Here is a 12,479-nt window from a genome sequence, read left to right as displayed (position 1 = left end):
GCACCGCTTCCCGCGTTCACCTGACCGGCCCGGGAGCGGTGCGGCACAGAAACGCGGTACGGCCGCCGCACCGTTACGTGGGCGGCGGCCGTACCGAACCAGAACAGATCAGAAGGACTCTTCCGGCAGTTCCATGAGGTCCTGGCCGGTGGCGGCGAGCACGCGGCGCTCGGCGGCCACGCGCGGCAGCACGGTCTGCGCGAAGAACGAGGCCGCCGCGATCTTGCCCGTGTAGAACGCCTTGTCCTCCTCCGAGGCGGACAGGGCGTTCAGCGCGATCTCGGCCTGGCGCAGCAGCAGCCAGCCCAGCACCAGGTCGCCCAGCGCCATGAGGAACCGGGTGGTGTTGAGGCCGACCTTGTAGACCTCCTGCGGCGTCTCCATGGAGGCGATCGCCCAGCCGGCCATCGTGTCGGCCATGGCCTTGACCTCGTCGGCCGCCTCGTCGAGCAGGCCGCGCTCGACCTTCAGTCGCCCGTTGCCCGCCTCAGAGGCGGCGAACGCCTTGATCTCGCCGAGCAGCCACCCCAGCGCCGCGCCCTGGTTCTTCAGGACCTTGCGGAAGAACAGGTCCTGGCCCTGGATCGCGGTCGTGCCCTCGTACAGCGAGTCGATCTTCGAGTCGCGGATGTACTGCTCGATCGGGTAGTCCTGGAGGAAGCCCGAGCCGCCGAGCGTCTGCAGCGAGCGGGCCAGCAGCTCGTACGACCGCTCGGAGCCGACGCCCTTGACGAGCGGGAGCAGCAGGTCGTTGAGCGCTTCGGCGGCCTCGTCGCGGCGGCCCTCGAACTCCGCGATCTGGATCTGGTCCTGGATCGTCGCCGTGTAGATGACCAGCGCCCGCATCGCCTCGGCGTACGACTTCTGCAGCATGAGCTCGCGGCGTACGTCGGGGTGGTGGGTGATCGTCACGCGCGGGGCGGTCTTGTCGCCCGAGCGGGTGAGGTCGGCGCCCTGGACGCGGTTCTTCGCGAAGTCCAGCGCGTTGAGATAGCCGGTGGACAGCGTGGCGATGGCCTTGGCGCCCACCATCATGCGGGCGTGCTCGATCACCATGAACATCTGCCGGATGCCGTCGTGCGCGTCGCCGACCAGGTAACCGATGGCGGGGTGCTTCTCGCCGAGCGTGAGCTCACAGGTCGTGGAGACCTTCAGGCCCATCTTCTTCTCGACGTTGGTGACGTACACGCCGTTGCGCTCGCCCAGCTCGCCGGTCTCCAGGTCCACCAGGTACTTCGGCACGAGGAACATCGACAGGCCCTTGGTGCCGGGCTTGGCGCCCTCGGGCCGGGCCAGCACGAGGTGGAAGATGTTCTCGGCCATGTCGTGCTCGGCGCTGGTGATGAAGCGCTTGACGCCCTCGATGTGCCAGGTGCCGTCGGCCTGCTGGACCGCCTTCGTACGGCCTGCGCCCACGTCGGAACCGGCGTCGGGCTCGGTCAGCACCATGGTCGCGCCCCAGCGCCGCTCGACGGCCATCTCGGCGAACCGCTTCTGCTCCGGGGTGCCGAGCTCGAACAGCAGGTGGGCGAAGGCCGGGCCGCAGGCGAACATCCACACGGCGGGGTTGGCGCCGAGCACCATCTCGGCCATGGCCCACACCAGGCTGCGCGGGGCGGGCGTGCCGCCGAGCTCCGGCTGCAACTCCAGGCGCCACCACTCGGCGTCCACCCATGCCTGGTAGGAGCGCTTGAAGCTCTCCGGCATCGTCACGCTGTGCGTCGCGGGGTCGAAGACGGGCGGGTGCCGGTCGGCGTCCTCGAACGAGTCGGCGATCGGACCCGTGGCGAGCCGGTTGACCTCGTCCAGCACGCTTCGCGCGGTGTCCTCGTCCACCTCGGCGAACGGGCCGGTGCCGAGGATCTCCCTGCGCCCGAACACCTCGAAGAGGTTGAACTCCAGGTCGCGGAGGTTGCTCTTGTAGTGACCCATCTGTGTGCGCTCCTAGAACCGAACCCGGGGGTAACGTACTGGTCGGTAACTCTAAACGAATGCTACCCGCGAGTAACCGGCGATATCCATGGTCTGTGCCACAGTTCGCACGGATTGGTTAGGTGCGACCGGTATGGTCACATGATGTGAGGGCCGTGATCCGCGGCCCTCCCGGACGAGGTGCCCTCCGTACCCGGACCAGCGAAGACGGTGGGCGGAAGGACATGGACCAAGTTCTGCAGATCGCCGGCGCCGTCCTCATCCTCGGCGCGTTCCTGCTCTCCCAGATGAACGTCCTGGACAACCGTTCGAAGATCTACCTCACGCTCAACCTCGTCGGCTCCGCGGTGCTCGCATGGCTCGCGTACGCGGACGACGACTGGGGATTCCTGCTGCTGGAGGGGGTCTGGGCCATCGTGTCCGCGGTGGGCCTCGTCCAGTCCCTGCGACCGCGACGGACGGCAACGTAACCTGCTTGACAGCTTTACCGGTGTCGCGGTTGGCTGGGCGCATGATGGAGATCCACACGATGACGATCGACTGCGCCCGGCCGTACGAGCTGGCCCAGTGGTGGAGCGAGGCCCTGGGCTGGCCGCTCGTCGACTCCGAGCCGGAGGACGACGAGGTCATGCTGGACCGTCCTGACGGCCCTCCGCATCTGCTTTTCATCCAGGTGCCCGAGGGCAAGACGGTCAAGAACCGCCTCCACCTCGACGTCGTCCCCTCCGGGGAGCGCACCCGCGACCAGGAGGTGGAGCGGCTGCTCGCGCTCGGGGCCAAGCCGTACGAGGACCACCGCACCCCGGAGGGCACCGGCTGGGTCACTCTCCTCGACCCCGAGGGCAACGAGTTCTGCGTCTGCCGGGGCGAGTACGAGCGTGCCGCCTCCGCGTGAGGCTTAGGAGCTCTTGGCCCGGCCGCGCATCGAGAACGTGAGAACGGTGGTGATCAGCAGCACGAGCGCGCCGCCCCACAGCGCGTCCCAGGCCGAGCCGAAGACGCCCTCGTGGTCGATCACGAGCTGCACCGGGTACATGAGGGCCGCCGCGCCGAGGCCCGGGTAGAGCGAGAAGCGCCAGGGGTGGCGCAGCGCCCACAGGCGGGCCTGCCGGGTCACCCGGTCGCCGACGTCCGGCTTGGAGATCGCGCCGATCGCCGCGACGAGGGCGAACACGGTGATCCCCGCGCACAGGGCCCAGGTCAGGTCGGCCGGGCCGGGCAGGATGACGCCCAGGAGGAAGCTCGTGGCCGCGACCGCCCCACCGGACGTCGCCGCGGCCCGCCAGGGCGCGCCGCGCAGGGCCGCGCCGGCCAAGGACATCTCGTCCATGCGGGTCAGTTCGTTCATGACTACAGCGTGCCTTTTCGGGCGTTTCTCCGGCATCGGGGAAGTCCCTGAGCCGCCCCTGACGCCACCCGGTTAGGCTCCCCGGCATGTCGCTGCACTTCCGTACGGCCCGGCGTGAGGACGTCCCCGTCATCGTGGCCATGATCAACGAGGACCCGATCACCGCCGCCCGCCCGTCTTCCGGGGAGCCGGACTACCACGCCGCCTTCGAGGCGGTGGACGCCGACCCGCGCAACGAGTTGATCGTCGTGGAGTCGGACGGCGAGGCGGTCGGGACCATGCAGATCACCTACATTCCCGGGCTGTCGCGGCGGGGTGGCGAGCGCGCGCTGATCGAGGCGGTCAGGGTCGCCGTGCCGCACCGCAACCGCGGAATCGGCCGGGAGATGATGCGGTGGGCGGTCGAGCGGGCCCGGGAGCGCGGCTGCGCGCTGGTTCAGCTCACCTCCGACAAGGCCCGCACCGAGGCCCACCGCTTCTACGGCTCGCTCGGCTTCACGGCCTCACACGAGGGGTTCAAGCTCCTCCTCTGACAGCGGGGCGACGTCGACGAAGTTGTCGTGGTAGACCGGGCCCCGGCCCATGTCGGCGTCCCGCTCGTCAACCAGCGCGTTGGGGTTGGCGCCCGCCGACAGCTTCGGCCAGTGGCCCTTCGGCGCCGCCACCACCCCCTGCGCCACCCGGTCGCTGACCTCCACGTACGCCCTGAACTCGCCGTTGCCGTTGAAGACCCGGGCGGCCTGCCCGTCCACGAGCCCCCGGGACGCGGCGTCGGCCGGGTTGACCAGCACCCGCGGGCCCTTCGACCGCTTGCGCAGCTCCGGGTTGTTGGCGAACTGCGTGTTGAGGAACGTGTGCGCGGCCGGGGTGATCATGACGAGTGGGTGCGGCCGGTCGGCGGGAGCCGTACGGGCGGTGAACGAGGGGACGTAGCCCGCCACGCGCGGCAGCCCGGCGGCCTCGGCCTTCGCGGAGGCGAACTCCAGCCGCCCGCTCGGCGTCGGGAAGCCCTCCGTGAACGGCACGAACGGGTCCGCCACCGGAAGCCGGGCCCACCCCTGCTTGCGGCACTCCTCCAGCGAGATCCCCGCCTGGGCGAGCGTCTGCCCGGCCAGTTCGAGGTCGCTGTCGTAGAGGGACGGCTCGGTCAGGCCCATCAGCCGGGCGAGCCGGCGGAAGGTCTCGGTCGTGGAGAGGCACTCGCCCGGCGGCTCGACGGCGGGCTCGTTCCACACCATGTACATGTGCCCGTAGCCGTGGTGCACGTCCAGGTGCTCGATCTGCATGGTCGCGGGCAGCACGTAGTCGGCGTAGTCGACGGTGTCGGTCGGGAACTGCTCCATCACCACCGTGAACAGATCCTCCCGTGCCAGTGCCGCCCTGATCCGGTTCTGGTCGGAGGTCGAGCCCAGCGGGTTGGCCGCATACACCCACAGGCACTTGACCGACTCGTCCAGCCCGTCGGCCAGCCGGGTCATCGTGAGCGTACGCACGGGGTGGGGGAGCAGGTCGTCACGCGGATCGGGGCCGGTGGGGGCGTATCCCGAGGTGGAGTAGGCCACGCCGCCACCCGGGTGGCGCCAGTCGCCGGTGACGCCCGGGATGCACGCGATCACCCGCATCGCGGCCCCGCCGCCCGCGTGCCGCTGGATGCCCATCGTGGCCCGGATGCCGGTCGGCCGGGTGTGCGCGAGCCGTACGCCGAGGGCGCGGATCCGCTCCTCGGGCAGGCCGGTGATCTCCGCGACCAACGCCGGCGGATGCCTGCGGATCTCGGCCTCGAACTCGTCCCAGCCGGTCGTGTGCTCCTCGATGTACGCGCGGTCCTCCGCGCCCTCCTCCAGCACGACGTGCAGCAGGCCGAGGGCGAGCGCGGCGTCGGTGCCGGGCCGGATCGGCAGGTGCTCGTCCGCCTGGTCGGCCGTACGCGTGCGGATGGGGTCGATCGCCACGACGTACGCCCCGGCGGCGCGAGCGTCCTGGACGAACTTCCACAGGTGGTGGCCGCTGGTCAGCGTGTTGGTGCCCCACAGCAGGATGAGCCGCGACAACGCGAACGTCTCCGGGTCCATGCCGCCGGGAGTCCCGTTGACGTACCGCAGCCCGTCGTTGCCGGCCCGCGCGCAGATGTTGAGGTCGTGCCGGGACGCACCGAGGGCGTTCCAGAACCGCCGCCCGGCCTGACCCGACTCGCCTTGGACGTAGCCGAGCGTCCCGGTGCCCTGATAGGGCCAGATCGCCTCGCCGCCGTGCTCCTCGACGATCGACGTCAGCTTGGCGGCGATCTCCGACAGCGCCTGGTCCAGGCCGATCCGCTCGAACCGGCCGGATCCCTTCGGCCCCACCCTCTTCAACGGGTGGAGAACGCGGTCGGCCGACCGCACCTGCTCCAGGTAGCGGTTGACCTTCACGCACAGGGCCCCGCGCGTGTAGGGGTGGTCGCGGTTGCCGCGCAATCCGACGGCCTCACCGTCGCGTACGGTGACGACCCAGGAGCAGGTGTCGGGGCAGTCGAGCGGGCAGGCGCCGAGGACGGGTAGCGACGTGCTCATGGCATCGACGTTAGCGCGCCGCCTGCGGGCGGTCTCTACCGGATTTCCCGCACGTACGCGATGTTGGCGGCGTCCTCGGGGTCGGTGCTGGGCGCCTCGGAGAACCAGGCGTCCAGAATCTCCGTCAGAACCTGCTGGGAGGTGAGGCGGAGACTGAGCGCGAGCACGTCGGCGTCGTTCCACTTGCGGGCGCCCGCGGCGGTGGCGGCGTCGGTGCACAGCGCCGCCCGCACGCCCGCTACCTTGTTTGCCGCTATGGACGCGCCGGTGCCGGTCCAGCAACAGACCACGGCCTGGTCCGCGCGGCCCTCCGCGACGTCCCTCGCCGCGGCGGAACAGCACCACGCCCAATCGGCCCGGTCGCCGGGGGCCAGTGCTCCATAGAGTGTGACTGAATGGCCGCGCCGTTCCACCTCGGCCACAAGCACCGACGCGATCCCGTCGAGGCTGTCCGAGGCCAGGGATATACGCATGCCGTCAATTGTGGACACCGAGTGCGAAGATCGCACAGAATCGCTGGTGGTGAGAGGCATCAAGGAGCAGGACATAACGCTGGACACTCCTGGCCGGGGAGCTGTCCTCGTCGTCGAGCCTCTGCTGCCGCAGCGGATCCGCCGTCCTTCCGACGCACTGCGGTTCCTGCTCACGCTGCTGTCCCTCGTCGCCGTCACACTGATGGCCCTGGCCCTGCAGCGCACGCTGAACGGCCTGGAGACCGACGTCCAGGCGGGCACCGGCCGCGCCCCTGATGTGCTGTCGGCCGCCGCCGGGCTGCTGGGCGGCGTCGCCGTGCTGGTCGTCCCGGTCGCGTTCGCCGTCGAGCGGGTCTTCCACCGCGATGGCATGCGGGTCACCCAGGGGCTGATCGCCGCGATCCTCGCTCTGCTGGTGTCGTACGCGCTGGACGAGTGGCTGGTTCAGGCGGGCCCGGCCGACCTGGTGCAGCTGCTCACCGGCGGCAGGGACGTGGAGCCGCTCAACACCGTGCTCACCCCCGCCATCGCGTACGCCACGGCCGTGCGGATGGCGCGGCGCCCGAACTGGCGGGCGCTGATGTGGGTCGCGCTCGCCCTCGACGTGTTCGCGCTCTTCACCGCCACCAAGGTCACCGCCCTCGGCGTGATCCTCACGTACGTCGTCGGCCTCGCCGTCGGGTTCGGCACGCTCTACGGCATCGGCAGCGCGAACACCAGGCCGCCCGGCAGCGCCGTGCTGGCGGCGCTGCGCAGGCTCGGTTTCACGCCGGTCAGCGCCAGGCGGGTGGAGGACGACAGCTCGGGCAGCCGCCGCTACCTGGTCGGCCTCGCCGACGACCGGCGGATCGACGTGACCGTGCTCGACCGGGACCGGCAGGTGGCGGGCGTCCTCTACCGGCTCTGGCGGCGTTTCCTGCTCAACAGCGAGACCCGGCGCAGAGCCATCCGCTCGTTGCGCGCCGAGCTGGAGCGCGAGGCGCTGATGGCGTACGCCGCGCAGGCCGCCGGGGTGCGGCTGCCGCGCCTGCTCGGCACGAGCGAGGTCGGCACCGAGGCCGCGCTGCTCGCCTACGAGCACGTGGACACCCGGCCGGTGAGCGATCTACAGGACGAGGACTTCGACGACGAGCTGCTGGAGCGGATGTGGGATCAGGTCCGGCTGCTGCACGCGCAGCGCCTGGCCCACCGCCACCTCACCGGCGAGAGCATCCACGTCGACGCCCATCGGAACGTCTACCTCGTGGACGCCCGGAGCGGCGAGATCGCGGCAGGCGACCTGCTGCTGCGGCTCGACATCGCCCAGCTCCTCGCCTACCTCGGCACTCGGGTGGGAGCCGAGCGCTCTGTCGGATCGGCGGCGAAGGCGCTGGGGGAGAACACGCTGGCCGGGGCGATGCCGCTGCTCCAGCGGATCGCGCTGAGCCGGGACACCCGGACGGCCGCCCGCCGGGACAGGAAGCTCCTGCCCGCCATCCGCGAGCAGATCACCGCGCTGAAGCCGCAGGTCGAGGTCGAGGAGGTGCGGCTCGAACGGTTCCGCCCCCGGACGCTGTTGACGATCATCGTCAGCACGCTCGGCGCCTACTTCCTGCTCTCCCAGCTCAGCCAGGTCAACCTGATCAGCGTGATCACCACGGCGAACTGGGCGTGGAGCGGCGTCGCGCTGGTCGCCGGCGCCCTCAGCTACGTCGCGGCGGCGATCATGCTGCGCGGGTTCGTGCCCGAGCCGCTGCCGCTCGGCCGCACGGTCCTGGCCCAGCTCGCCGCGTCGTTCGTGAAGCTGGTCGCGCCCGCCGCGGTCGGCGGCGTCGCGCTCAACACCCGTTATCTGCAGAAACGAGGCGTTCCGCCGGGGGCGGCGGTGACCAGCGTGGGAGCTTCGCAGCTCATCGGCCTGGCCATGCACATCATGCTGCTGCTGCTGTTCGGCTACCTCACCGGAACGCAGGCCGCGCCGTCCCTCACCCCGTCGCGGGGCCTGCTCGTCGTGTTGCTCGGCGTCGCGGTGCTCTTCCTGATCGTGCTCGCCGTACGGCCGCTTCGCCGCGTGCTGACCACCCGCCTGCGGGCGATGTTCTCGGGGGTGATCCCCCGGCTGCTCGACGTGGTGCAGTCGCCCAAGAAGATCGTCGAGGCGGTGGGCGGGACCCTGCTGCTCACCCTCAGCTTCGTGATCTGCCTTGAGGCGTGCGTCCAGGCGTTCGGCGGCAAGGCCAGCTTCACGGCGGTCGCCGTGGTGTTCCTGGCCGGCAACGCCATCGGATCGGCCGCTCCGACGCCCGGCGGGCTGGGCGCGGTGGAGTACGCCCTGTCGCTCGGCCTGCAGGTCGCCGGCGTGCCGGGCCCCATCGCCACCTCGGCCGTGCTGCTGTTCCGGCTGATGACGTTCTGGCTTCCCGTCCTGCCCGGCTGGGCCTCCTTCGCCTACCTCCAGCGTCAGAACGCCCTCTGAACCGTCGACGGCCGGCTTCGGCGAGGCCCCGGCCGGGCAGCGCTGTCCGCCGGGACAGGCGTGCGGTGGGGCTGAGGCCTCAGGCGCCCGGTGTCTGTGCGCCAGAGCACAGACACCGGCCATGAGCCCGGGGGCCACCAGCCTGGAGTCACGAGCATGGGGTCACGAGCATGGGTCACACGCCGCGGTGCAGGCGCGCCGGCCGGTGCACCGCGGCTCGTGGACGCTCATTCCGCGCTGGAAGCGGCCCAGAGATTGATCCCGCACTCGACCGCGTCCTTGTCGATCGCGTCCAGCTCGTCCTGGGTGAAGTCGAGCCGGTTGATCGCGTCGAGGCTGTCGTCGAGTTGCTCGACGCTGCTCGCGCCGATCAGGACCGACGTCATCCGCGGATCGCGAAGCGCCCAGGCCAGGGCCATCTGCGCCAGCGACTGCCCGCGCTGCCCGGCGATCTCGTTGAGCCGCCGGACATGGCGCAGGCTCTCCTCCGTCAGCAGGGACGGATCGAGCGACTTGCCCTGGGCCGCCCGAGAGTCCTTCGGAACGCCGGCCAGGTAGCGGTCGGTCAGCATGCCCTGGGCCAACGGAGAGAACGCGATGCAGCCGGCGCCCTCCTCCTCCAGCACGTCGAGCAGCCCGTTCTCGATCCACCGGTTGAGCATCGAGTAGGAGGGCTGGTGGATGAGCAACGGCGTGCCCATGTCCCGCAGGATCGCCGCGGCCTGCCGGGTCCGCTCCGGCGAGTAGGACGAGATGCCCGCGTAGAGCGCCTTGCCCGAGCGGACCGCGTGGGCGAGCGCCCCCATGGTCTCCTCCAGGGGCGTCTCCGGATCGAAGCGGTGGCTGTAGAAGATGTCCACGTAGTCGAGGCCCATCCGCTTCAGCGACTGGTCGAGGCTCGCGAGCAGATACTTGCGCGACCCCCAGTTGCCGTACGGGCCGGGCCACATGTCGTACCCCGCCTTGGTGGAGATCACCAGCTCGTCGCGATACCTGGCGAAGTCCTGCTGGTAGAGGTGCCCGAAGTTGATCTCGGCGGAGCCGTACGGCGGACCGTAGTTGTTGGCGAGGTCGAAGTGGGTGACTCCGCGGTCGAAGGCCCGGCGGAGGATGGCCCGCTGGGTCTCGATCGGCTTGTCGTCGCCGAAGTTGTGCCACAACCCGAGCGACACCGCGGGCAACCTCAGCCCGCTCCGTCCGGTCCGGTTGTACGGCATGGGCCCATATCGGCCCTCGGCAGCCACATAGCTCACTCGGTCACTCCAACTCGGTCGAGGATCCAGGAGAGCGCGAACGCCTCCTCACGCCAGGCGTCGTAACGGCCGCTGCGGCCTCCGTGGCCGGCGCCCATCTCGGTCTTCAACAGGAACGGGCCGCCCTGCGCGGTGGCACGGAGCCGGGCCATCCACTTGGCCGGCTCGTGGTAGAGCACCCGCGTGTCGTTGAGGCTGGTGGTCGCCAGGATCGGCGGGTATGGCCGGCCGTCGACGTTTTCGTAGGGCGAGTAGGACTTCATGTACGCGTAGACCTCGGAATCGTGCAGCGGGTCACCCCACTCGTCCCACTCGGTCACCGTGAGCGGCAGCGACGGATCGAGGATCGTGTTCAGCGCGTCCACGAACGGGACCTCGGCGACGATCCCCGCGAACTCCTCCGGCGCCAGGTTGGCGACCGCGCCCACGAGCAGACCACCGGCCGAGCCGCCCCTGGCGATGATCCTGTCGGACCATCCCTCGGCCTTCAGATGCCGCGCGGACGCCACGAAGTCGGTGAAGCTGTTCTTCTTCCTGGTCAGCTTGCCGTCCTCGTACCACCGGCGGCCCATCTCGCCGCCCCCGCGCACGTGGGCGATCGCGAACGTGAACCCCCGGTCCAGCAGCGAGAGCCGGGCCACCGAGAAGTAGGGATCGATGGACGACTCGTAGCTGCCATAGCCGTAAAGCAGGGTGGGCGCGGGCCGGCTCGTGTCCTTCCGGACCACGATCGAGATCGGGATCCTGGTGCCGTCCGGGGCGGTGGCCCACTCGCGGAACTGCTCGTAGTCGGCCGGGTCGTAGCCGCCGAGCACCGTCCTCTGCTTGAGCAGGATCAGCTCGCGGGAGCGCAGGTCGTAGTCGTATACCGACGGCGGAGTGACCATGGACGTGTAGCTGAGACGCAGCCGGCTGGTCTCGAACTCCGCGTTGCCGGTCGGCGCGACGTCGTACAGCGGCTCAGGGAAGGAGATCTCGTAGGGCTCGCCGCCGTCGCCCGGCAGGATCCGGACACCCGTGAGACCGTCACGGCGGAAGTGGACGCTGACGTAGTCCTTGAACGCGTCCACGTCGAGCAGCCGCGTGTCGTCCCTGTGCTCGATCAGCGGAGTCCAGTTCCCGGGATCGTCGATGGGGGCGGTGGCGAGCTCGAAGTTCACGGCGCCGTCGTTGTGCAGGACGAGGAAGCGGTCGGCCGCGTGCTCCAGCCCGTACTCCACGCCGGTCTGCCGGGGCCGCACCACCGCGAACTCGCCTTCCGGGGCGTCCGCGTCGAGGACCCGGACCTCGCTGGTGATCTTGCTGCCCGAGGTCAGCACCAGGTAGCGCTGGCTGCGGGTCAGCCCGATGCCCACCCAGAAGCGCTCGTCGTCCTCCTGGTGAACGACGACGTCATCGGTCGAGCCAAGCGTGTGCCGGTGAATCCGGTACGGACGCCACGCCTCGTCCACCGTCGTGTAGAAGAACGTGGAGCCGTCGGCCGACCAGGCGCCGCCGTAGAAGACTCCCGGAATCTCGTCCGGGAGCAGTTCGCCCGTCTCCAGATCCTTGAACCGGAGAGTGAAGCGCTCGTCTCCAGAGAAGTCGGTCGAGTAGGCGAGCTTCGTGCCGTCGGGGCTGACCACGCTCGTGCCCATGGAGAAGAAGGGGCTGTCACCGGCGAGCTCGTTGCCGTCCAGGATCACCTGTTCGCCCGGGAGAGACGTGCCCGGCTCCAGGTGTGGCGGGCTGTCGCCGTCGGCGGCCACGCGGCACTGGATGCCGTACTGCTTGCCCTCTTCGGTGCGGGAGTAGTACCACCAGGCGCCCTTGCGGGTGGGCACCGACAGGTCCGTCTCCAGGGTCCTGCCCTTGATCTCCTTGAAGATGCTCTCCTGGAGGTCCTGCAGGTGGTCGGTCATCTCCTGGGTGTAGGCGTTCTCCGCCTCCAGGTACGCGATGGTGTCGGGGTCGTCCTTCTTGAGCAGCCACGCATACTCGTCGACCACGGTGTCACCGTGATGCGTGCGCTCCAGGGGAACCTTCTTCGCTACAGGCGGCATGTCGCTCACCCGCCAAAGTCTATGTTCGGCATGGTCCCGCCAAGCCTCCTCGCTGCGGCCTGTGGATAACCCGTGACGGGGAACAAGGGGGCCGCGGCCGGCGCGTCGCGGTCCCACCGGCCCCGGGCGTGAGGCGGGTGGAATACATCCGGGACTCCAGGCGTTCGTATCGAGTCGGGTCATGGCGGTGCCGGACCCTGGTAATCTTGTGGTGTCGGCGCGGTTCGGCGCACTCCTCTTCGATCACTTCGGTGGTTGTCTTGTGTGTGCGAGGGCTGGTTGCCGGCGACTCCTCGTGCTTTTCGATCTTCTTGGTTCGGTGGTTTTGCGTCGGGCTGGGGGTTCGGGTAAGTTAGAGGGGTTGCCCCGGAAACGGGGTGGTCGAATTCCTGTCGGTCGGCGGGTTTCGGGTCAAATTAAGTCC

At 69.8% G+C, this 12,479-nt stretch carries 10 protein-coding genes and 1 riboswitch; of the genes, 4 read left to right on the top strand and 6 right to left on the bottom strand.

Annotated features, from left to right (window positions below):
- Window positions 1-108 precede the first annotated feature (108 nt).
- Window positions 109-1,932, bottom strand: a complete 1,824-nt coding sequence (locus tag QSK36_RS24630; protein WP_285784024.1) for an acyl-CoA dehydrogenase — start codon at window positions 1,930-1,932, stop codon at window positions 109-111.
- 147 nt (window positions 1,933-2,079) lie between these two features.
- A riboswitch (guanidine-III (ykkC-III) riboswitch) is annotated at window positions 2,080-2,151 on the top strand.
- A gap of 5 nt (window positions 2,152-2,156) precedes the next feature.
- Between QSK36_RS24630 and QSK36_RS24625 the strand changes: the two genes are divergently transcribed.
- Together QSK36_RS24625 and QSK36_RS24620 are read left to right on the top strand one after the other, a co-directional pair.
- Window positions 2,157-2,402, top strand: coding sequence for a CBU_0592 family membrane protein (locus QSK36_RS24625; RefSeq protein ID WP_182900427.1), 246 nt, complete (start codon window positions 2,157-2,159; stop codon window positions 2,400-2,402).
- A gap of 41 nt (window positions 2,403-2,443) precedes the next feature.
- Complete coding sequence (locus QSK36_RS24620; protein ID WP_139579770.1) at window positions 2,444-2,827, top strand: VOC family protein; 384 nt, start codon at window positions 2,444-2,446, stop codon at window positions 2,825-2,827.
- 3 nt (window positions 2,828-2,830) lie between these two features.
- Here QSK36_RS24620 and QSK36_RS24615 read toward each other — a convergent pair whose 3' ends face one another.
- Window positions 2,831-3,280: a hypothetical protein gene (locus tag QSK36_RS24615; protein ID WP_182900426.1), complete on the bottom strand. Its 450-nt coding sequence runs from the start codon at window positions 3,278-3,280 to the stop codon at window positions 2,831-2,833.
- Window positions 3,281-3,366: 86 nt separating this feature from the next.
- On the opposite strand from QSK36_RS24615, the gene QSK36_RS24610 reads away from it, so the two are divergent.
- Window positions 3,367-3,813, top strand: a complete 447-nt coding sequence (locus QSK36_RS24610) for a GNAT family N-acetyltransferase (RefSeq protein ID WP_183543802.1) — start codon at window positions 3,367-3,369, stop codon at window positions 3,811-3,813.
- Here the strand turns inward: QSK36_RS24610 and QSK36_RS24605 are convergent.
- Both QSK36_RS24605 and QSK36_RS24600 read right to left on the bottom strand, forming a co-directional pair.
- Window positions 3,784-5,832 carry a molybdopterin-containing oxidoreductase family protein gene (locus QSK36_RS24605; protein ID WP_183543804.1) on the bottom strand — a complete coding sequence of 683 codons (2,049 nt, stop codon included), beginning with the start codon at window positions 5,830-5,832 and terminating at the stop codon, window positions 3,784-3,786. The two genes, QSK36_RS24610 and QSK36_RS24605, sit on opposite strands and share 30 nt — an antisense overlap.
- A gap of 35 nt (window positions 5,833-5,867) precedes the next feature.
- The gene (locus tag QSK36_RS24600) at window positions 5,868-6,305 is read right to left on the bottom strand and encodes an RpiB/LacA/LacB family sugar-phosphate isomerase (RefSeq protein WP_182900423.1); all 438 of its coding nucleotides are present in this window, start codon (window positions 6,303-6,305) and stop codon (window positions 5,868-5,870) included.
- A gap of 49 nt (window positions 6,306-6,354) precedes the next feature.
- On the opposite strand from QSK36_RS24600, the gene QSK36_RS24595 reads away from it, so the two are divergent.
- Window positions 6,355-8,760 carry a lysylphosphatidylglycerol synthase transmembrane domain-containing protein gene (locus QSK36_RS24595; RefSeq protein WP_285784023.1) on the top strand — a complete coding sequence of 802 codons (2,406 nt, stop codon included), beginning with the start codon at window positions 6,355-6,357 and terminating at the stop codon, window positions 8,758-8,760.
- Window positions 8,761-8,987: 227 nt separating this feature from the next.
- Here the strand turns inward: QSK36_RS24595 and mgrA are convergent, their stop codons facing one another.
- The gene (gene mgrA, locus QSK36_RS24590; RefSeq protein ID WP_183543808.1) at window positions 8,988-10,013 is read right to left on the bottom strand and encodes an L-glyceraldehyde 3-phosphate reductase; all 1,026 of its coding nucleotides are present in this window, start codon (window positions 10,011-10,013) and stop codon (window positions 8,988-8,990) included.
- On the bottom strand, window positions 10,010-12,055 hold the full coding sequence (locus QSK36_RS24585; protein WP_285784226.1) for a S9 family peptidase: 2,046 nt from the start codon (window positions 12,053-12,055) through the stop codon (window positions 10,010-10,012). Before QSK36_RS24585 ends, mgrA begins: the two co-directional genes overlap by 4 nt.
- Between the last annotated feature and the right edge of the window lie 424 nt (window positions 12,056-12,479).

The organism is Microbispora sp. NBRC 16548, from assembly GCF_030268985.1.
Lineage (GTDB): Bacteria > Actinomycetota > Actinomycetes > Streptosporangiales > Streptosporangiaceae > Microbispora > Microbispora catharanthi.
The sequence above is the reverse complement of the archived record's forward strand: the minus strand, read 5'-3'. Positions and strand labels throughout refer to the sequence as shown.